18 protein-coding genes are annotated in these 21,329 nt (G+C 63.8%); 3 read left to right on the top strand and 15 right to left on the bottom strand.

The window, feature by feature from the left end:
• Positions 1–57: 57 nt before the first annotated feature.
• Positions 58–1,185, bottom strand: coding sequence for a DUF5938 domain-containing protein (locus QA645_RS00575; protein WP_283047471.1), 1,128 nt, complete (start codon positions 1,183–1,185; stop codon positions 58–60).
• A gap of 38 nt (positions 1,186–1,223) precedes the next feature.
• Complete coding sequence (locus QA645_RS00580; RefSeq protein WP_254191159.1) at positions 1,224–2,027, bottom strand: SDR family oxidoreductase; 804 nt, start codon at positions 2,025–2,027, stop codon at positions 1,224–1,226.
• 310 nt (positions 2,028–2,337) lie between these two features.
• Between QA645_RS00580 and QA645_RS00585 the strand changes: the two genes are divergently transcribed.
• Positions 2,338–2,973, top strand: coding sequence for a TetR/AcrR family transcriptional regulator (locus tag QA645_RS00585; protein WP_254127285.1), 636 nt, complete (start codon positions 2,338–2,340; stop codon positions 2,971–2,973).
• A gap of 47 nt (positions 2,974–3,020) precedes the next feature.
• Here the strand turns inward: QA645_RS00585 and QA645_RS00590 are convergent, their stop codons facing one another.
• The 9 genes from QA645_RS00590 to QA645_RS00630 form a co-directional block, all read right to left on the bottom strand.
• A complete protein-coding gene (locus QA645_RS00590; protein ID WP_283047473.1) occupies positions 3,021–6,245 on the bottom strand; it encodes an autotransporter domain-containing protein in 3,225 nt (1,074 codons plus the stop codon).
• Between the two features lie 189 nt (positions 6,246–6,434).
• Entirely contained in the window at positions 6,435–6,896 is a 462-nt protein-coding gene (gene ptsN / locus QA645_RS00595) for a PTS IIA-like nitrogen regulatory protein PtsN (RefSeq protein WP_063681444.1), read from the bottom strand.
• Between the two features lie 221 nt (positions 6,897–7,117).
• Positions 7,118–7,717: a ribosome-associated translation inhibitor RaiA gene (gene raiA, locus QA645_RS00600; RefSeq protein WP_254127289.1), complete on the bottom strand. Its 600-nt coding sequence runs from the start codon at positions 7,715–7,717 to the stop codon at positions 7,118–7,120.
• A gap of 78 nt (positions 7,718–7,795) precedes the next feature.
• Positions 7,796–9,436, bottom strand: a complete 1,641-nt coding sequence (rpoN, locus tag QA645_RS00605) for an RNA polymerase factor sigma-54 (protein ID WP_283047480.1) — start codon at positions 9,434–9,436, stop codon at positions 7,796–7,798.
• A 90-nt stretch (positions 9,437–9,526) separates the two neighbouring features.
• Complete coding sequence (gene lptB, locus QA645_RS00610) at positions 9,527–10,540, bottom strand: LPS export ABC transporter ATP-binding protein (RefSeq protein WP_254127293.1); 1,014 nt, start codon at positions 10,538–10,540, stop codon at positions 9,527–9,529.
• 233 nt (positions 10,541–10,773) lie between these two features.
• A complete protein-coding gene (locus QA645_RS00615; RefSeq protein ID WP_283047483.1) occupies positions 10,774–11,538 on the bottom strand; it encodes an LptA/OstA family protein in 765 nt (254 codons plus the stop codon).
• Positions 11,539–11,543: 5 nt separating this feature from the next.
• Complete coding sequence (lptC, locus tag QA645_RS00620; RefSeq protein WP_283047484.1) at positions 11,544–12,281, bottom strand: LPS export ABC transporter periplasmic protein LptC; 738 nt, start codon at positions 12,279–12,281, stop codon at positions 11,544–11,546.
• 142 nt (positions 12,282–12,423) lie between these two features.
• The gene (locus tag QA645_RS00625; protein ID WP_212328139.1) at positions 12,424–13,038 is read right to left on the bottom strand and encodes a ribonuclease D; all 615 of its coding nucleotides are present in this window, start codon (positions 13,036–13,038) and stop codon (positions 12,424–12,426) included.
• Between the two features lie 108 nt (positions 13,039–13,146).
• The gene (locus QA645_RS00630) at positions 13,147–14,472 is read right to left on the bottom strand and encodes a UbiA family prenyltransferase (protein ID WP_283047486.1); all 1,326 of its coding nucleotides are present in this window, start codon (positions 14,470–14,472) and stop codon (positions 13,147–13,149) included.
• 262 nt (positions 14,473–14,734) lie between these two features.
• Here QA645_RS00630 and QA645_RS00635 point away from each other — a divergent pair, with 262 nt between their 5' ends.
• Positions 14,735–16,006 carry an MFS transporter gene (locus QA645_RS00635; RefSeq protein ID WP_283047488.1) on the top strand — a complete coding sequence of 424 codons (1,272 nt, stop codon included), beginning with the start codon at positions 14,735–14,737 and terminating at the stop codon, positions 16,004–16,006.
• Between the two features lie 184 nt (positions 16,007–16,190).
• Positions 16,191–17,972: a DEAD/DEAH box helicase family protein gene (locus QA645_RS00640; RefSeq protein ID WP_283047490.1), complete on the top strand. Its 1,782-nt coding sequence runs from the start codon at positions 16,191–16,193 to the stop codon at positions 17,970–17,972.
• Positions 17,973–18,417: 445 nt separating this feature from the next.
• On the opposite strand, the gene QA645_RS00645 is transcribed toward QA645_RS00640, so the two are convergent.
• The 4 genes from QA645_RS00645 to QA645_RS00660 are packed head-to-tail and all read right to left on the bottom strand — an operon-like array spanning position 18,418 to position 21,180.
• Positions 18,418–19,749: a hypothetical protein gene (locus QA645_RS00645; RefSeq protein ID WP_283047492.1), complete on the bottom strand. Its 1,332-nt coding sequence runs from the start codon at positions 19,747–19,749 to the stop codon at positions 18,418–18,420.
• Positions 19,746–20,189 carry a Mov34/MPN/PAD-1 family protein gene (locus QA645_RS00650; RefSeq protein ID WP_283047494.1) on the bottom strand — a complete coding sequence of 148 codons (444 nt, stop codon included), beginning with the start codon at positions 20,187–20,189 and terminating at the stop codon, positions 19,746–19,748. Before QA645_RS00650 ends, QA645_RS00645 begins: the two co-directional genes overlap by 4 nt.
• A complete protein-coding gene (locus tag QA645_RS00655; protein WP_283047496.1) occupies positions 20,158–20,673 on the bottom strand; it encodes a hypothetical protein in 516 nt (171 codons plus the stop codon). Before QA645_RS00655 ends, QA645_RS00650 begins: the two co-directional genes overlap by 32 nt.
• Positions 20,674–20,676: 3 nt before the next feature.
• Positions 20,677–21,180 carry a hypothetical protein gene (locus QA645_RS00660; protein ID WP_283047498.1) on the bottom strand — a complete coding sequence of 168 codons (504 nt, stop codon included), beginning with the start codon at positions 21,178–21,180 and terminating at the stop codon, positions 20,677–20,679.
• Between the last annotated feature and the right edge of the window lie 149 nt (positions 21,181–21,329).

A 21,329-nucleotide genomic window follows, 5' to 3' on the forward strand; every position in this document is an offset into this window, starting at 1 on the left:
AGGTTCACCTCTCCCCGACGGGGAGAGGTGAAGAAAGATCGCCGTCGCACCACATCCCTAATCGTGCACGGTCAGGATCGGCTTACCGACAAGGCCAAAACTGCGCAATTGGCCGAGCAGCTCGTGATGGCCGAACGCCTGGCAGCCGGAGGCGAAGCCGACGCGCTTCGGCGGCTGCTGCAGCAGATGTGCCGCCGCATAGGCCTGAAGCATGCCGGTCTGCTTGTAGTTGCTGTTGCCGTTGATGACGCAGTGCGCGCGCCCGAGCGGGCCGGAGGCATGCACTGAATCCAGCGACTTGTTGACGCGAGGGTTCTCGCGCGGCGGCATCGTGTTCATCACGCTGGCCGCGGTCTGCGCCAACGCGGCGTAGCGGTCGTCGGGGTTCATGTTCTTGGTCGCCTCCAGCGCGCCGGCGACGATCTGCGGCACGCCCAGCATCAGGGCGCGATTGAACACGCCGCCGAGCACCTTCACGTTCGCCACGCGCGGATCGCGCTTGAACCACACCGGGTGCGAAGTGCCGCCCCAGGGCAGCGCCAGCGCCAGCTCGTGCTGGCCGGGGATGGCGAGGTTGTAGAGCCCGGCATCGGGCTGATGCTCGACGTATTTGTTCTGCTCCAGATAGTAGGCCTTGGCCATCGCAGCGTTGACCAGGATGGTCTGCGTCGATGCGATGGTCGGGCTGCCGCCCCAGAACACGGCAATGTCGAGCGTGTCGAGGCCGGGCGTCTCCAGGCACAGCTGGGCTGCGATCTCGCCGGTGGTGTACATCTGCGCGATGCCTGGCGCCAACAGCAACCCGGCATTGGCGAACTTTGCGCCGAACTCCTGTTCGAGCGTGATCAGCCAGTCCTGCTCGCCGGTGGTGTCAGTGTAGTGGCACCGGGCAGCGGCGCAGGCCTGCACCACCTCGGTGCCGAACTTGGCGAACGGGCCCACGGTGTTGAGCACCACCGAGGCGCCCCTGAACAGTTCAGTCAGCGCGCTCACGGTGTGCGGCACTTCCACCACCTCGTAGTCGGCAGTCTCGATGCCGGCCACATTCGATTTCATCGCGGCGTTGAGCTTCTCGGCGCTGCGGCCGGCGGCGATGAAGGGGATATTGTACTCGCGCAAGTATTCGCAGACCAGGCGGCCGGTGTAGCCGGACGCGCCGTAGACGATGACGGGCTTCTTGCTCATTGCGTTCCTCCGAAGGATTTGTTGTTGATCGTCCGCGCTTACATGCCCATGCCGCCATCGACCGGCAGGCCGATGCCGGTGATGAAGCGCGCCTGGTCCGAGCACAGGAAGACAGCAGCGTCGGCGATGTCCCTGACCTCGGCGAGCTTACCGAGCGGCGTCTGCTCCACCACCGAGCCGACCGCGGCGTTGACGTCGGGCGCGAGCCCGATCTTCACGATGTCATTGGCAAGCTGCATGCCCATGTCGGTCGGGATCAGGCCCGGATAGATGCAGTTCACGCGCACGCCGAAGCCGAGCTTGCCGGCCTCCATCGCTCCCACCCGCGTCATGCGATCGACCGCGGATTTGGTGCCCGAATAGACCGCGATGGCCGGGAAGGCGATCGTCGCCGCGACCGAGGCGATGTTGACGACGGCGCCGCCCTTGCCCGCCGGTCCGCCCGGACGCATGGCACGGAAGGCGTGCTTCATGCCGAGCACGGTGCCGACGATGTTGACGTCGCACATCCGCCGCGCGTCCTCGGCCTTGACCTCGGAGATCAGCGACGTGATTTCGATGCCGGCGTTGTTGATCAGGATGTCGTAGCCGCCGAGGGTTGCGATCGTCGCAGCGGCCGCTTTCTCCCATTGCGCATCGTCGGTGACGTCGAGATGCACGAAGCCGGTTTTCACACCGAGCTTGGCAATCTGGCCGGCGCTGTCCTTGCCGACGTCATCGAGGATGTCGCCGATCATGACCGCCGCGCCGGATTGCGCGAGTGCATTCGCAATCGCGGCGCCTATCCCGCGGGCTCCGCCGGTGACCAGGGCTTTGCGGCCATCAAGACTCTTCTCACTCATCGCACATCCTCCCTTTGCTGATCTTTTGGACTGATCTTGTCGCTGATGATCGGTGCGTGCTGCGCTTCGCAGCACGGTGCCGGCGCAATGGCGCAACGGCATGCGAGTCCGTTCCGGCGGCGCGGCGCCGGTGGGGGGCATTTCCTCCATTTGTTGGCGTCTTGACGACTGTCCAAATTCTTGGCGCGCACCCTCCTCCCGGAGCTTGACAGTTGTCAAGGCAAAATTTGACAGTTGTCAAAGAGGATGGTCTGTAGGCGATGACGGACAATGTGATCGTCGCAACGAAGAGACGGGAGACAGCGCGACAATGGCGCGGCGAGCGACAGGAGCGGTGAAGCGTGAGGCCGTGGTGGAGGTCGTGCGGGACGACAAGTTCAACGCGCGGCGGATCGAGCTGGCGGAGGCTGCGCTCGAAACCCTGGGCGAGCTCGGCTTCGCACGCACCAGCCTGCGCGAAATCGCGCAAAACTCCGCATTCACGCACGGCGTGTTCCACTATTATTTCAGCGACAAGCTCGACCTGATCTGTTGCTGCGTCCGCCACTACAAGGCGAAGTGCGTGACGCGATACGACGATGTCGTCGCGACGGCAACGAGCCGCGACGAATTGACGGAGGGTTTCCTCGCCAAGCTCGCAGCAACGCTGCAGAGCGAGGCCCGCATGCACCGTCTTTGGTACGATTTGCGCTCGCAGGCGATGTTCGAGGCGGCGTTCCGCAAGGATGTGCTCGAGATCGACAAGAGCCTGGAAGCCATGATCTGGCGCATCGCCTCGCGCTATGCCGAGCTCGGCGGCAAGAGACCGGCGTCGTCACCGGCTGCGCTCTATGCGCTGTTCGACGGTCTATTCCAGAGCGCGCTGCTCAGGCACCTCGCGGGTGACAAGACGGCGACGCCCGAACTGCTCGACGAAGTCCGGCGCCTGATGCCGACGATCTGCTGAAGCGCACGAGCGCGCATTCACGAAGGAAGCGGGATCCGTCGCCGCTCTCACCACGCATAGCGCACCACGCCCTTGCCGGCGTAGCTGCGCGTGACGTTGGAGAATTCGCCTTCGAATGTCGCAGCCGCAGACCAGCCGTTCAGCCATGTCTTTTCCACTGAGGCCGTGACCAGCGCCGCGTCGGCGGCCTGCGCTGCGCCGTTGACGACGAAGCTCGCGCCCGGCAGCGCCTGGAAGGTCGCGCCGATCGAACGATCGGGATTGAAATCGTGGGCCCATGCGATGCGGCCGCGCAGAGTGGCCACGCCATCGGCCATCGCAAAGGATTTGTCGGTGCGCAGGCCGAGTTCGCTGCGGGTGTCGGTGACGCTCTTGGCGCCATAGCCAAGGGCAAAGGTGCTATTGCCCGTGATCGCCTGTTCCGCATAGGCCGGCAGGTCGAACCTGGTGAACTGGGCTGCCGCATAGGGCGTGACGCCGGCGCCGCCGATCGAAGGCACGACGAAACGGTAGCCGCCTTCGAGCCGGCCGGACCAGGCGTTCGCGTTGAAGCGGGCCTGGAGGTGATCGGCGCCTGCGATGGTGACGGTGCGGTCGGTGGTGATGTCCTGCCAGCCATAGGCCAGCGCGCCCGTGACATAGGCCGCACCTGCATTGTGGCGGATGAAAGCGCCGGCCTGAAACAGGTCGGAGCGGCCGGTGCCGCCATTGGCGACCGAGAAATTGGTGCCGCCGCCGGCAAGCGCAAAGCCGGCCACGGTAGAGGGGGAGATCCAGTAGTCGGCTCCAGCGGCTGTGCCCGCAATGCGGCTGGTCGCGCTGTTCGAGCCGAGCGTCGCATTGCCATCGGTGGTCTGAGAGCCGCCAAAAACCGCGGCCCATACATTCCAGCGCGACTCGAAGCTCTGGGCCAACAGAGCCTTGCGCGACATCGCCGCATAGGCCTCCCGCTCGGCACCCTTGTCGGCGCCCTTGCGGCCACCGGCGTAAGCGAGCGCCTCGCTGTCCTCTGCCGCATAGCCGGTCGTGCCACCGGACGCGCGCGGATCACCGCGCCCCGCCACGAACGGGTCGGTCAGCACGCCCATGAACTGGTTCATGGCGCTGAACGTCGCCTGCTGCGAACCGGTTGCCGTTTCACCCGAGGCCTGTGTCAGCGCATTGAGCAGCGGCGTGCCTGCCAGCGCGAACAGCGGGGTGAAGCCGGCCGGCAGGACCGCGCCGCCGATCAAGGGAGCATCGATACCCGCGGCGACGTTGCGCTGATTGACGCTGGCATTGCCGGGCAGCGAGTACGACAGCAGGCCGGGATCGAGCGTCAGCAGCACGTCGTTGCCGACTTGGCTCAGCCGCGCGTTCCGCGCAAAACTGTTGGCGATCAGGAAGTCCACACCGGAAAAGCTGCCATTGACCGTGCCCGCGGTCGCGATGGTGTAGGTCGTCGTCGTCGCAAGGCGCGTCAGCGGATCCACCACCACCTTGCCGGCGAGGCCCGCCGTGCCGCTGACGTTGAGCCGATCCGCAGTGTGGGCGGTCGGGTCAACGTCCACGATGAATTGCGCGCCCGCGCCCTGCACGAAATTGCCCGTGAGCGTCGTGGTACCGACCGTGCCGACGCCTGATGGAGCCAGCGTGCCGCTGTTGCTCAGCACATTGCCGGCGCCGAGATCGACCGTCGTGCCGCTGTTGAACACGCTGCCCGCGAGATTGTTGAAGGCGTTCGATCCCGCGCCGAACGCGACACTGCCGCTGACGATGCCGGAATTGTTCACCGTATGGTCGCCGCTGTTGCCGATGACGGCGTAAAGGCTTCCCGCGACCGATGCCGTGGCGCCAATGGTCAAGGTATTGGTTGCGCCGTTCAGATAGACGCCCCACGCGCCCGATATCGCGCCGCCATTGACCGTGACGGCGACATTGCCGCCACCGCCGGCATAGATGCCGCTCGCGGCGAGCGAGGTGACGTTGCCGATGCTATTCACCGTGACGTCGCCCCCGGCCTCGGCGTGGATGCCGTCGTCATGCGCGCTGATGTTTCCACGGCTGGTGACCGTCGTATAGCCGACGGCGGAGTATGCAAAAATTCCTGCGCCGCCGGACGCGGTGATGTCGGCAATGCTGTCGACCGCGACGACGAAGCCGAAGACATTCAACATGGTCGCATAGATGCCGTGATCGGCGGCGCGGATGTTTCCGCGGTTGGTAATCGAGATAGCTCGCTGTGATACGATATACATGCCGGAGCCGTTGCTCACGGTCATGTCGCCGATGCTGTTGATCGTGACATCGCCCCCGCCGCTCACGATAATTCCGTAGTCACGGGCGACAAGATTGCCGTGGTTGGTAATGCTTGAGTTATCGAGGCTCGTCGCAAAGATGCCGGTACCACCGGACGAGATATCACCGCCATCATGCGTGATTGTCAGGGAGGCACCCGTCGGCGTCTGCGCGACAAGACCGTATTGAGTGGCCGTGATGCTTCCGTTCTGCGCGATCGTTATATCGCTAAACTGTGACCCGGCCATAATGCCGGTGGCGGCGACAATGTTCCCAGTGCTTTCGACCCTAACGCCAAGGTTGCCTTCTGCGTAGATCCCGGCCCCCTGCGCGTTGATGTTTCCGACATCCTTGACGGTGATGCCTGCGCTGTACGAAACGGCAAAAATGCCGCTACCAATGCTGGAGCTAATGTCGCCGCCGTGCGCGATGGTAATATCACCGCCGGTAAATCTGGCATGGGTACCGGTGTTGATGCCATCACGATATGCTGTGATCGTGCCGCTGCTGGTGATGTTGAGGCCAAGGGTGCCGAAAATGCCACCTGTGAACGCGTAGATGCCGAAACCGCCGGCCGAGCTGATGTCGCCCGCTTGGTTGATCGTCAACACCCCGGTTTCCCACGATCCCGTCGCCAAGGACGAGACATGAATGCCGTCGGCAGTTCCGGTCACGGCGATGGAATAGCGCGTCATGTCACTGTTGATCGTGACGTCACCGCTCCCGCGCTCGAAATCGATGCCGGACGTGCCCGTAGCCGGCGTGATCTTGGTCGTCAGCGAATTGACGTTGAGCGTATCGACCGTGGCTTGATTGAAGTCAGCAGCGCCGATCCCGCCGGATTGATCGCCGGTGCAGCTGGCGGTGGTTCCGACCGTGGTGCAGGCGCCCGGTCCGGCTTGCGCCGGCTGCAGCGCCATCAGCCCGAGCGCGCCGTTTGCCGCCGTGCCCAGCAGCGCCGCGCGCAAGCGGCGGCGCATTCCATTCCGCATCATGTCCGTTCATTGCCAATCGTGTCGCTGAACGACTTCTAGCGGACCCCGGCGCCGGACAATGTGCCGCCCGTCTCAAGCGCAAAAATTTCGCGACGCCTGTTCGGCTATCGCGAGACCGCGACGATCCGCGCGCGTGTCGCAGCGCGGCTTCGATCCGGCTTCGTGGCTCGGCGGGGAAGGAAAGCGGCCTTACGCCGCGGTCGCCGGCGGCAGCGCCAGCACCGAATAGATCGCCTGGGCATCGCGCGAGGCGCGGAGCTTTTTCGCGATGTCCTGGTCGCGGAGCAGGCGGGCGATGCGGGCGAGCGCCTTCAAATGATCGGCGCCGGCGCCTTCGGGGGCGAGCAGCAGGAAGACGAGGTCGACCGGCTGGCCATCCATCGCCTCGAAATCGATCGGGCGATCGAGCCGGGCGAACAGGCCGAAGATCTTCTCGAGCTTGGGCAGCTTGCCGTGGGGAATGGCAACGCCATAGCCGACCGCGGTGGTGCCGAGCTTCTCGCGCTGGAGCAGCACCTCGAACACCGCGCGCTCGTTCTGGCCGGTCAGCTCAGCGGCCTTGGCCGCGAGTTCCTGGAGCGCCTGCTTCTTGCTGTTGACCTTCAATGCCGGGAGAATCGCCTCGGGCGCGACCAGATCGGTAATCGGCATGGAAGTGTTCCGAGGTGAATTAAACCGTCAGGTTCCGAATTGGCCGTCTCGATTAGGTCGAGCCCGGCCGGCGTCAAGAAGGTGAAGCAGGAGGGGGACTTAGCCCAAGTCCCGTTACGTCCTGATGTGGGGCGCTTCTACTCCAACGCAATCCCGGTGCCAACTCCCGCGTGCGGCTTTGCCCCGGTCATTGTTAAGACCTGTGGTTGATACGGGGCTTCCTACCCCCCGGATTTGGTACCCGGCGGGTCGATCCAGCCGACATTGCCGTCGGCGCGCCGGTAGATGATGTTCACCCGGCCCGAGGAGCCGTGCTGGAATACCAGGCAGGGTGCTCCGCTGAGGTCGAGTTCCATGACGGCTTCGCTGACCGACATCTGCCTCAGCGACGTCGTCGCCTCGGCGATGATCACGGGGCTGTAGCCGGTGACCTCGTCCTCGTCGTCGCCCTCCCCCGGCGCCTCCAGCACGTAAGCCGTCGCGTCCAGCGCGGCCAGCGCCGCGGAGGCGACGTGGGCCTTGCGGGCCGAACGGTCCTTGAGCCGGCTCTTGTAGCGCTTGAGCCGCTTCTCGATCATGATCAGCGCCTGGTCGGCGCTGGCATAGGCGTCCTGCGCGTTCGAATCGGCCTCCAGCGTTATTCCCGAATCGAGATGCAGCGCGCAATCGGTCCGGAAGCCGAAGCCGTCCTTGGACAGCGTGATGTGGCCGGAATAATTGCCGTCGAAATATTTGCGCAGGACCTCTTCAGTCCGGTCGGTCACGCGGCCTCGCAGGGCCTCGCCGACGCTGACGCTCTTGCCCGAAATCCGAAGAGTCATGTGATGCCTCGCTTGGTTGCCCAGCTTGGATCGGTCGCGATGGGGGGATGAGAGTAGCGCGATTTTGCGCCAGCGCAATCAGGCCGGTTCGGTGTTGCGGGAGCGATCGGACATCGCCGTTGAAAGGACGTTACCAAGAGCGCTCTGCTTGTCGCGGCGGCGTTGCACCGAGGACGGAATGCGCATGGCTTCGCGGTACTTCGCGACCGTGCGGCGGGCAATATCAATGCCTGAAGCGCGCAAGCGTTCCACAATGGTATCATCAGACAGGATCGCGGACGGCTCCTCCGAATCGATCAGCTGCTTGATGTGGTGACGCACGGCTTCGGCGGAATGCGCCTCGCCGCCGTCGGCCGAGGCGATCGAGGCCGTAAAGAAATATTTCAATTCGAATGTGCCGCGATTCGTCGCCATGTATTTGTTGGCGGTGACGCGCGACACCGTGGATTCATGCATCTGGATGGCGTCGGCAACGGCCTTCAGATTGAGCGGCCGCAGATGCGCGACACCATGGGTGAAGAAGCCGTCCTGCTGGCGCACGATCTCGGTCGCAACTTTCAGGATGGTGCGGGCGCGCTGGTCGAGCGCGCGCACCAGCCAGGTCGCGTTCTGCAGCGCGTCCGAGAAATACGATTTGTCGCCGTCCTTGCCGATCTTCTTCGACAGCTCGGAATAGTAGGTCTGGTTGACCAGCACGCGCGGCAAGGTGTCGCTGTTGAGCTCGACATGCCAGCCGCCGTCCGGACCCGGACGAACGTAGACGTCCGGCACCATGGTCTGAAGCCGCGCCGAGCCGAACTTCATACCGGGCTTGGGATTGAGCCGCCTGATCTCGCCGATCATATCGGCGATGTCCTCGTCGTCGACGCCGCAGAGCTTGCGGAGCGCGGCGATGTCGCGCTTGGCAAGCAGATCGAGATGCTCGACCAGCGCCTGCATCGCGGGATCGTAGCGGTCGAGCTCGCGGAGCTGGATCGCCAGGCATTCGCTCAAGCTGCGCGCGCAGACGCCGGGCGGATCGAATTTTTGCAGCACGGCAAGAACGTCGTCGACGTCCTTTTGCGTTGCGCCAAGCCGCTCGGCAGCCTGGCCGAGATCGGGCGGCAGATAGCCGGCCTCGTCGACGAGGTCGATCAGGTACTGCCCGATCATGCGTTGGGCCGCGCCGGTGAAGGCGACCGAGAGCTGCTCCGCGAGATGGTCGCTGAGGGTGGTTTCCGCCGCGACGAAGGCTTCGAGATTGTAGTCCTCGTCGCCGGAGGCGCCGCCGCCCCATTCGGTGTAGGTGGTCGGTGCCGAGTCCTGGGCGTTGCGCGCCGCCGCCTCGGCAGGCTCCTCGGAGAAGACGTTGTCCAGGCCCGTGTCCAGGGTCTGTTCGATCTCGGCGCGGGTGCCGAGATCCTTGCTCATCCATTCTTCCTGACCGGGCTCGAAGGCGTTGCCGCTGCCGCCAAAACCGTCATCGGCGCCATGACCGTCACCCTGGCTGCCTGAATCATCGCCATCGTGGTCGCTGAACTGGCCGGCCTCGGCCGGAGCCTCGCCGCCGGGGGCCTCGTCATTGGCCCGCTCCAGCAGGGGATTACGCTCGAGCTCCTCTTCCACGAAGGTCGTGAGATCGAGATTGGACAATTGCAGCAGCTTGATCGCCTGCATCAGCTGCGGCGTCATGACCAGCGACTGCGATTGCCGGAACTCTAATCTCTGCGTAAGCGCCATCTAACAAGAACCGTTCCCGAAAATTGGTCCGATTCTTGCTTATCTTAGTCCTGGCCCGATGTACACGCCTTGACGAAATGGAAAAAAGGGCTAGAGGCGGAATTCCTCGCCAAGGTAAAGGCGGCGCACATCCGGATCGGCGACGATCTCGTCCGGGCTCCCCTCCGTCAGGATTTCACCGGCATAGACGATGTAGGCGCGGTCGGTGAGACCGAGCGTCTCGCGCACATTGTGGTCGGTGATGAGCACGCCGATGCCGCGATTGGTGAGATGGCGCACGAGGTCCTGAATGTCGCCGACCGCAATCGGATCGATGCCGGCGAAGGGCTCGTCGAGCAGCATGTAGTTCGGACGCGTTGCGAGCGCGCGCGCGATCTCGACGCGGCGGCGCTCACCGCCCGACAGCGCGATCGACGGCGATTTCCGCAGCCGCGTGATGTTGAATTCGTCGAGCAGGGAATCGAGCTGCTGCTCGCGCTTCTTGCGCGAGGGCTCGACCACTTCGAGCACGGCGCGGATGTTCTGCTCGACGGTGAGGCCGCGGAAGATCGAGGCTTCCTGCGGCAGATAGCCGATGCCGAGCCGGGCGCGCTGATACATCGGCAGCTTGGTGACGTCGTGGCCGTCGAGCTCGATGGCGCCGCGATCGGCCTTGATCAGGCCGGTGATCATGTAGAACACGGTGGTCTTGCCGGCGCCGTTCGGACCGAGCAGGCCGACGGCTTCGCCGCGGCGCACATAGATGCTGACGCCGCGCACGACCTGGCGGCTGCCGAAACTCTTTTCCACGCTATGCACAGCCAGGAAGCCCGGCCGACGCAACAGCTGCGGCGCGCCCGTGCCGTTGGACTTTACGGCAGGCTTCGCGACGGGTCTGGCTTTGGGCGGTTGAGCAGCCGGCTGACGCGCCCGCGGCGGCGCCTCGACGCCATAGGGGTCCGGGGCCTGCATCGGCTGGTCACGGGCAATCGGCGGTGCGTCCCGCACCGGGCTCGCCACCAGGCCGCCGACGCTGTCACCGAGCGCGGTGATGTCCTGACGGGCAAATCCTGGCCGGCCGCGCTTGGCGGGGCGCCGACGGAACATGCTGAACAGATCGACCATCCCCGCCTTCTAGCCTTCCACGGATCCAGCGCGGTCATCGCGCGGTCTGCCACGCCGGCTTCTTGCTTCGCCGACGCAGCATGAATGTAGGGATGTCTCATGCCCAGTGAAACAGGCCCGAAAAGCGGCGGACGCCGCTTCGAAAGCCCTGCCGCTAGATACAGTCTCGCCGGGCAAGCTTCAACCTCGGATCGGCCGCATCTGAGCCAAGTCTTTGAAGTTACTCTCGGAATTTACTTTTGTTTACCTGAACCGGGCAATTGCATTGGCGCGCCCGCGCCAGGCGCGACGGGCGTTCCGCATTTGCCGTTGCCGCCGCCCTGCGACTGGATGAACAGGCCCTGCACCTTGCCGCTGTCGGATTCCACCCGGGAGACACCGGTGGTCATGTCGACCATCAGGCGGTCGCCGCGCAGCACGTTCTGGCACTGCGTCAGCACCACGCCGCCGAGCATGGTGATGAGGTTGGTCTTGGTGTCGAACACCGCGGTCTCGCCGGTCACCACCTGGTCCTTCTGGGTGACGACGACGTTGCCGCGCGCTTCCAGCCGCTTGATCGAGGAGGCGCCGCCCGGCCCCGGTGTCGCCGATTGCATCGGCGCCCCCGCTCCCGCCGCTGCTCCCGTCCCCGCTCCTGTCCCCTTGGCCGCCGCCTTGGTCCCCTTGGCCGGCTCGGCCGGCGGCGCGGCCTGCTTGTCGCCAGAGGATTCGTAGAACACCACCAGCGTCTTCGAGGTCATGGTGGTGTCGCCCTGCACGACCTTCACATTGCCGGAGAAGGTCGCTTCCTTCTTCTTGTCGCGCATCTCGAGCGAGGCGGCCTCGATCTGGATCGGCTGGTCGCGGTTCTGCGAAAAGCCCTGCATCGCGTTGGGCACGCCTGACATGGTGCTTTGCGCGACGGCGGCACCGGTCGCGATCAGCGCCGCGCCGCCAAGCATGAGCGCTGCGACGATGGCGCGACGCTTGCTGTCGTTGCGCGGAAAAAAATGAGCCATGAAAATCACTTCGAGTTCGCAGATTTGTTCTTGGACTTCGCAGGCGGAGGCACAGGCGCCGGCGCGGGCTGCTCGACCGGCGCGGGCGCAGCATCATCCGTGCTGATCTTGTCCAGATGCATCACGACATTGCCTTCGAAGCGGATGACGTCGCCGCCCTCGGTGATGCGCAAGCGATCGGCAGTGAGCGTGCCGTTGGTCAGCTTGACGTCGACATGATCGTCCGAGGAGACCGTGCCCTTGTTCATGTCGACGAAAGCGGAGTTCAACCGCGCCTCGTAGCCGGTCGAGGTGCGCACGAAGACGTCCTTGTGCAGGTCGAGTTGCTGCTGCTTGTTGTCGAAGCGGCCGGTGCGAGCATCCAGGAAGATCGTCGACTGGTCTTCCATCAGCACCTTCGCCTTGAGGTCATTGAGGTCGACATGGTCGGGATCGGTGATGTCCTGCGTCGCGGTCTTGGCCCAGAGCTCGTAGGGCCGCTGATCCGGCGTGAAACCGGACAGATGCGGCGATTCCATCGTGATCTTGGTGCCCGTCACCACCATGTTTCCGGAATCGACCTTCACGGGGATCATGGTGAAGGGGTTGAGGAAGGTGGAGACCGCGACGATCGAGGCCATGGAGAGAACCACGGTCACCGGCACGGCGATGCGCAGAATCCGCACCAGGCGGCTGTGGCGCGCCGCGCTGGCAAACTTCGCCGCAAGCGCGGCGTCGTAGGTGGAAAACTGGGCCGAGTTCACCGCTGCTCCAGAGAGTCGCTCGCCTTCCGGTCCGAGAGGCGCGCCATTGTACCCGGCATCGCCACGATATGCAGCCTGCGACAGGCCGGACGAAAGTGTCCGAAACGGGGCGGCAGCCTGAACCTAACCGCCTCCAGCGGGCTCAGGAATGCGCGAAAATGTCCTCTTCCTCCCAGCCCTGAAGGTCGAGCAGGGCGCGGGTCGGCAGGAAGTCGAAACAGGCCTTGGCGAGCGCGGTGCGGCCCTCCCGGACCAGCATGGCATCCAGCCGCTCGCGCAGGGCGTGCAGGTGCAGCACGTCGGAGGCGGCGTAGGCGAGCTGCGGCTCGGTCAGGCTGTCGGAACCCCAGTCGCTGGATTGCTGCTGCTTGGAGAGGTCGACATTGAGCACCTCGCGGACGAGGTCCTTGAGGCCATGGCGGTCGGTATAGGTGCGGGTCAGGCGAGAGGCGATCTTGGTGCAGTAGATCGGCCCGGTCATCACGCCGAAGCTCTGGTACAGCACCGCGACGTCGAACCGCGCAAAATGGAAGATCTTGGTGATGGCGGGATTGGCCAGCAGGGCCTTCAGGTTCGGCGCATCGGTGTGGCCCTTGGGGATCTGCACCACGTCGGCGCTGCCGTCGCCGGGCGAGAGCTGGACCACGCAGAGACGGTCGCGGTGGGGGTTCAACCCCATCGTCTCGGTGTCGATCGCCACCGCGCCGGTGTAGCGGGAGAGATCGGGCAGGTCACCGCGATGCAGGCGTACGGTCATGGCGTTTCAAACCCTTAATCGAATCGGTCGCGTCGATATCGTCAGCAAATTGGATAGCCCGCGATGTATCCACTGCCGGAGGCCTGCGCAAGCGCGGATAGCACCGGCTCAGATCGCCGCCAGCATGATGCAGACCATCGCCGCCACCGTGGTGCGGCTGGCGCCGTCCCGGAAGGCGTAGATGATCGGATCGTCGGGCATCTCGCGGCGATGCGCGATCATCAGGGCACGCCCGAACCAGTAGAGCAGCAGGGGCGCGAGCAGCCAGAGCATCCAGGGACGGCTGTAGAGCGGCGTCACCGCGGAGGACGAGACGTAGAGCGCGAACACGGTGACGGCATTCATGGCGCTCGCCGCGGCCATGGCGGCGATGATTTGCAGATCGGTGATGCGGTAGTCGCGGTTGGACGGATCAGAGAGCCCTGCGCCCTCGCGCATGCTGAGTTCGCTAAAACGCTTGATCAGCGCGAGCGAGGTGAAGACGAACAGCGAGAACACCATCAGCCATTCCGACAGCATGACACCGGCCGCGACTGCGCCCGCGCCGATGCGCAACGAGTAGAGGCCGGCGAGCGTGACGACGTCGACCAGCATCTTGCGCTTGAGCACGAGCGAATAGGCGATGGTGGTGGCGAGATAGGCGGCGAGCACGCCGAGGAAAGTGACGGAAATGCAGAGGCTGGCGGCGACGGCGAAAGCCCACAACACGGGGATGGCGGTGAGCGCGGAGGAGATCGGCAAGTCGCCCGCCGCGAGCGCGCGATGGCGCTTGGTCGGATGCTGGCGGTCGGCGGCGAGGTCGAGCAGATCGTTCATCAGATAGGCGCCCGACGCACAGGCCGAGAACGCCAGGAACGCCAGCAGCGTCGAGCCGAGCGTGGCCGGATTGAGCTGATGCGCGGTGATGACGGGCACGAACACCAGCGTGTTCTTGGCGTATTGATAGATCCGCAGCGCCTTGGCCCAGATCTTCAGGCTGGCGCGGTGGCTGCTTCGGTGCGCGATACGCTCGATCGACGCGCGATCGAACGGCAGATGATCGCCCGCGGCGAGATCGGCCGGCGTCACGACGCCGTCAAAGCCGAGATGCGCGGCGATGCCGGCGGCATGATCGGCGAAGCGGCCCGCGACCAGAAAAATCCGCTCGCCCCGCGCCCGCGCCACCAGCGCCTGGTTCAGCACGTCGGCATCATAGGGAAGGTGGGCGTAGTCGAGCTCGGCGCGTGCCAGAATATCCGTGAGTGCCGCCATGCCGGCGCGTCCGCCGGCGCCGAAGCGGGCCAGCATGCGCGCAGGGGCGGAGAACAGCGCCTCCATCAGCAGCTCCGAGCGCAGCAGCGCGCCCTCGAGATCGATGACGAGGGTACGGGCAGGCGCGATCGTCGCCTGCGGCGCGGCCTCGCTCCGATCGTACTGCCTGACGGGCTGCTCCATCCGGAAACGCTCTGACTGACTGCAACACGACCGGCCCAGGGGTTGGGGAGGCCGGGAGCAGGAAAATGGACGGCCGCGAGCCTAGGGAGCATTCGCTAAGGGCGGCTTAATTCGGCTGTCGAAGGGGCCGGCGCCGGCCTGTTGCAAGGATCCCACAATCCGGCGCGCGCTTGATATACCAGCGGAACTTGGGCCCCGCGCCCGTGGAAATCGCCTCCAACCACCCTATGTGAGGCCAGCCCCTCAGCACACATCAGGTGTCATGACAGACCAGACGCTCGCCGCGCCGATCGACGATCAGCAGGAACGCCAGCGCGGCTTTTCGCGCTACCAGTCACTCCTGGTGGCGCTGCTCGCCTTCGCGCAGTTCACCATCATCCTCGACTTCATCATCATGTCGCCGCTCGGCGCCATCCTGATGCCCTCGCTCAACATCACGACCTCGCAATTCGGCGTCGCGGTGTCGGCCTATGCGTTCAGCGCCGGATTCTCCGGTATTCTCGCCGCCGGCTTTGCCGACCGGTTCGATCGCAAGCGGCTGCTGCTGTTCTTCTATACCGGCTTCACGCTCGGCACCGCGCTCTGCGCCGTCGCACAGACCTACGAGGTGCTGCTGCTCGGCCGGATCGTGACCGGATTGTTCGGCGGCGTGATCGGCTCGATCGTGCTCGCCATCGTCACCGATCTGTTTTCCCTGCAGCTGCGCGGCCGCGTCATGGGATTCATCCAGACGGCGTTCGCCGCAAGCCAGGTGCTCGGCATTCCGGCCGGTCTGTTTCTCGCCAATCACTGGAACTGGCATGTCTGCTTCATTGCGATCGTCGGCCTGTCGATCCTCGCAATTGCCATCATCGCCTTCGCCATGGAGCCGGTCGATGCGCATCTGAAGCTGAAGCAGGACAGGAATCCGTTCCATCATCTGCTCGCGACCGTGTTCGAGCCGCGCTACACGCTGGCCTTCGCGGTGACGACATTGCTGGCGACCGGCGGCTACATGCTGATGCCGTTCTCCAGTGCGTTCACCGTGAACAATATCGGCATCGACATGGCGCATCTGCCGACGATCTATCTCGTCTCCGGCCTGTTCAGCATCATCACGGGACCGCTGGTCGGCAGGGCGAGCGATGCGTTCGGCAAGTACCCGACCTTCGTGTTCGGCTGCGCGATGACCGTCCTGATGGTGCTGATCTACACCCATCTCGGCCACGTCTCGCTCACGACGGCCATCGCCGTCAACGTGCTGCTGTTCGTCGGCATCTTCTCGCGCATGATCCCGTCGCAGGCGCTGATCTCGGCGATCCCCGACCAGAGCCAGCGCGGCTCCTTCAGCGCGATCAGCGCATCGCTGCAGCAGCTCTCCGGCGGGCTCGGCTCGGTGCTTGCGGCCGCGATCATCTCGCAACAACCCGACGGCTCGCTGCTGCATTTCGAGCGGATCGGCTATGTCGTGGTCACGACCACGATCATCACGCTGGTGATGATGTATTTTGTGCAGAAAGGGGTAGCGGAGCGGGCGGGGAAACGGGTGGTTTGAGGGGACGCAGACCTAATTCAAGGTGCGAAACTTTCGACCAGCGCCACTTGGGCACATCTCGGCATGAGTCGCGCCGAGTCCAGAGAAAACAATGAATTACTGACAGAATCGATCTGTTGCAGATGCTGTGACTGCAACCATATGTTGCGGGCCCACCATCGGGTGAGTCGCGACTGAGGAAGATATGCCCTTTGATCAAGTTGTATCGGTAGTAGGCAACGCCCGTCTTCGTATCCCTCAGCAAGAGGGATGGATTGCAATCAGGGACCATTTCAGTCAGCCAAATCCCGCGAGGGAGGTTGGCATCGTATTGCCTGTCGGGTGCGGGAAATCAGGACTTATCGCAGTGGCACCGTATGCCGTCGACGCCCGGCGGGTGCTTGTAATCGCTCCCGGTACGAGGATCCGAGGGCAGTTGGCTGCTGACTTACGCTCGAATAGTCCAACCAATTTCTACGAACGCTGCGAGGTGATCGGGAATCAAACAGACTTGCCCGAGACAGTCGTCATCGAAAGCGGGCGCGTAAATCGCGATGACATTCAGAATTGCGATTTCGCGGTCACCAACATCCAGCAGATCGCTGGTGAAGAGAACCGATGGCTTGATGGCTTACCAGACGACTTCTTCGATCTGGTATTGGTTGATGAAGCCCATCACAACACAGCCGCGAGCTGGCAACAGGTAAAGCAACGGTTCCCCCGAGCCAAGATCATCAACCTCAGTGCAACACCTACACGCGCCGACGGTCAAATTATGGAAGGAGAAGTTATTTACTCTTTCCCAGTGCTACGAGCCATCGAGGCCGGCTATGTGAAGCGCCTGCGCGCCAAGATGCTGAGCCCTACCGAGTTGCGGTACATTGATCGGACTGACGGTCAAGAGAGGGTCATTGGCATTAACGAAGTACGTCAACTGGGGGAGACTGACGCAGAATTTCGTCGTGGCATCGTGATGTCTGAGGAGACGCTGAGCTCGATTGTGGATCAGGCCATCGGCGAACTCCGCAGACTTCGCGAAGAGACCGGTGAACTACGGCTCAAAATCATCGCGTCCGCACTAAACCAAGCACATTGCATCCAAATCACAGAAGCATTCCGTGCACGCGGTCTTCGTGCAGCATATGTCCATTCGCGAGAAGGATCGGATGTCAACGAACGGGTTTTCGCGGATCTAGAATCCCATGAATTGGATGTCATCGTACAAGCGCGAATGCTTGGCGAGGGCTTCGACCACCGATACCTATCCGTCGCGATGGTGGGTAGCATTTTCGCGAACTTGGGTCCGTTCGTGCAGTTCGTCGGCCGCGTGATGCGATCGATCGTTCAGAATGAGCCAAATCACCCTCTGAATAGAGGTGTCGTCGTCTTTCATGCGGGAGCGAATGTCGCTCGGAGATGGAACGACTTCAGACAATTCAGCCAAGCTGATCAGGATTATTTCGCGGATTTGCTACCCGAGGTCGAAGAGGTTGATTTCGCCGCAGGTATAGCTGAGCGAGAGGTCGGCGGCGGCGGCATTCAGCCAGTTGAGATATTGGCGGAAACCGGGGTAAGGGCAGCCGACTTAGAGCCGATCGGCGATCCTCAAGCCGCGGCTCTTATTCGCCGCCTCGCCGAACTGGGCGTCACGCCCGAACAGGCCGCTCAAGAGCTGAGGCGCATACGTGTACCGCGACAGGACCTGCGCGAGGCTCGACGCGCATCGCTCAATGAACGCATTCAGAATGAGGCGGGGGGCATGCTGGCCAGACTCGCCATAAGTCCGGGAGGACGGACCCTGGACCGAGCCCGGCGCCAGCGGAATTTTGCCTGGGTTACTTCCGAGTTGAACCGTCGCGTGAATTTATCCGTCGGCGGCGAATCAGACGACCGACAGAATTTCACGCTCGATCAGGTAGACGCTGCCCATCAAGCACTTCCGGAAATCGTGAGGAATTTCGAGGAGGAATTTCGCCGTGGGACTTAGATCGCTACTTGTAAGTATGGATTGGACGATCGCTGGACGAGCCCATGACTGCCGATACAACAAACGGCATCGACTACAGAAGGGTGACCGACGCCTGACCATCAAGTCAGACGGCGACGAGCACCATTATTGCGTAGCTTGTGCCAAGAGTTTTTTCGAGCGGGACTTAAAGAGGCTTCGAGCTCTCTATGAAAGGGCAGACGAGCCCGCCTCCCAGAACGGAGCCGAGGTACATCCTTAGCCTGTCCGAACGAGCTTCACGGATGGATCCGCCACCCAAAATATATAAAACAATCAAGACCTTAAAAGTCTTGGTGCCCAGGAAAGGATTGGGACCCGATCCATCAAACTGTAGCAAAAACAGCTACTTACCTCTGCGCCAAGTTCGACGCTTGTACCACTGGATTGTGCGCGTGTCGATCCTGCTCTGATCGCCGGGACGCGATCAATATTCGCTCCTGACCTGCAGGAAAGGCAGGATGCCCGGCCTGGCCAACGCGTGCCGACGGCCTGTCGCACGACGACAATTGACTAACGTCACATCCGCCAGATCGAAGAAGCCGCCGGCGCACACGGCCCGGCAAGCCTGCGCCACCTGGATCGCGGCCGCGGCGACCGCGGTCGAAGGCACTCCGAGGCTGCGGCCGGCGATGGTGACGGCTCCGCATCGATCGAGACGACCGGCATCGACGAGCTCCTGGAGGGCCGGGTCGAGAGGTATTTCCGGTTGGACGTCGGGTTCGGGCCAGGCCTGTATCGGCGAGCGCGCACCCGGAAAACCGTGGATGCGAATGTCGAAAATCTCCGAAGGTGTGGCGCCCAGGCCCGCATCGAGCACGAGCTCGAAGTTCGAACCCGCCGCGGCGCGCCGCGCCGCCAGATTGTCGACTCCGACGAGCGCCAAGCCAGGCTCGGCCATCGAGCGCTTCGCGCCCTCGACGAACCTGCTTTCGATGATCGTGGTGCCGAAGCCATGCTCCTCCGCCCAGAGCGCCGCGCTGCGGGCCTTCCTACGACCGATCCAGTCCGGCTTGGTCAGAACCTGGATGGCGAGATTGCCGAACTCCGACTTGTCCCCATCCTGGAGAAACATCGAGACCAGGCCGGGATCGGAATACGGTAGAAGTCCTATCGTCCACAGCGTGGCTTGCCCGAGATTGCCGAGCCCGAGCAGCCAGAACGCCGCTGGCAGGTAGGCAAGATCTATGTCGTCCCCGTCCTCATAGCCGGGCGACAACGCCGAGAATCTCGACGTCCTGCGACAGGCGAGCTTGTCTCCGAGCACGGCGCCACGGAAGACCTCGCCGATGCCCATGGCGCCCGCCAGCACGCCACCGATCTCGTTGCCGCCGCGCGGCGGATCGGCTGGCGCCTCGATGCCGACGAGGCCGGCCCAGCCGTCGGCCCAACATTGCGCGCCGCGTTGCATGCGCCGCCGCCCGGCGCCGACATGCAACGCGATCGCATGCTCGGGTGCGTTCGTAGTCCTGCAGCCGGCGAGTTCGAGATGCCGCCTGAGCGGCCATCTGCCGAATTGGCCGACCACGGTCGTTTCTCCGAAATCCGAACCGAGATAGACGCCGCCGGGAAACATCCGCACGCCGCATTCCGCGGCGGTCAGCAGCGCCGCCTGGCCCCACGGCCGACTGGCAGCGACATCCGCAGTCAGGACGAGCGCGGCCCGGTCGAGCTTGCGCCGCGCTGCGTCGTAACCGGCATGGCCATCGCCACGCATGAGCAGATGCGCTAGGCGATCGTCCTCGATCGAGAGGTTCATGCGAACCTCCTGACCGCGAAGTACCGACCGGCGTCGTCGCTGCGGTCGGTCCATTGCCGGCGCCCGCGATATTCGTAGATGCCGATGTCGCCGGGGAAATACGCGCGGTCGGCGAAGTTCGGCACGATGAGCGCGACATGCCCGACCTCCGGGATCATCGGGTTTTCGCGGTCAGTCTGGCTCTGACCGACGCCAGCGGGATGAGTGTGGACGTCGGCCACCACTTCCAGGCCCTCGCGACGGCAGAGATCCCAGACGACGTCCATCTTCGAGCCGTCGAACAGGATGGTACCCCTCAAGGCATGCGGATCGAGATCGTCGTACGGCAGAAAGGCTTCGATCGTCCTGAGGCCGTCGAAGCGACGGCCGAGAAGGAAGCCGCCGCTTTCGCGATGACCACGGCCGCGCTCACGCAGCAGCGCCAGCGTGTCTAGCCACAAACTCCGCCGGCAGTTCAAGTGCCGCGGCGGGAAGATTAGCGCCCGCATAGTCCGTAGAATCGAGAATGCCATGCACGGTCTCCAGGAGAAAAACGATGGTTTTGTCGGCAGTCCAGCACAGTTCTTCGTGCTGACCCGGCCAATGGCTCCGCGCCAAACGATCGATGGGGTGATAAAGGCACGCCCCCCACGTGCTGAACGAGATCATGGTGCCGGCCTGCCTGTTCTTGGGACGATGCGCGTCGGCGAGCGGCTGGTTGTCGCGACCGTGCCAAAGCTCCGAGTTCGGCGCCGTCGCGGGAAATCCGGAGCAATCCGACCGCAGCAGGAATCCGGTCGGTCCGCCGAGCCGCACCGGCGCCGCGACAAAGAACATCGCGATCGGAAACTTCACGCCGAGCAAGGCCCAACGACCTCGGCGTACGCCGACCTTGAAGGTCGGCGACGCCAGGTCCCGCAGGAGAGCGTTCTGATCGGGTCCCATGGTCTAGCCCTGCGGCTTCACCTTGAAGACGAGATCGAGGACGATCGACTTCGCGCCGTGAGCCGCCTGGCCCAAGTGCGAGTCCGGCGGCAACACCTTGCCGTCGTGCTTCAGCTGGAAGTCGCTCGGGTCCTCGGTCGGGGCGAGCTTTCCGACCGCCCACTTCGTCACCTTCGCGATCGTCGCCGCCGGCCGGAACTCGTTCTCGACCTGACGGTTGCGCTGATAGCGCACCGTGGTCGCGATCTTACCCGGCTTGGCAACGTGAAGCGGTGCGAACTCGATCGACAGGTGCTCGATCAGAATCAACTCGTGACCGAGCGGCTCTTCGGCGTCCTCGACGTAGACCTCGAGCAGACCCTCGATGCCTGTCTTGGTGACCGCGATGTCGATGAATTCCTTCACCGTGGTGGTGGGGCCAATTTCGGCGTCGTGGTGCCCGGCCTGCCCCTCCGCCGCAAACACGACGGCGATGATCTCGGTTACTTCTTCGATCAGTTCAGTCATTTCCAGTCCTCGTTCATGAGCGGCTGGAATACCCAGCCATGTCGACGTGCAGGCTTGACCGGCATGCTCGGAGCCCCCGGTGTCCCGCCTTCCCCGGCTTGATTCGCCGGACTAAGATGCGATTCGGGTCCACCAATGGACTGGTCTAG

The organism is Bradyrhizobium sp. CIAT3101, from assembly GCF_029714945.1.
Lineage (GTDB): Bacteria > Pseudomonadota > Alphaproteobacteria > Rhizobiales > Xanthobacteraceae > Bradyrhizobium.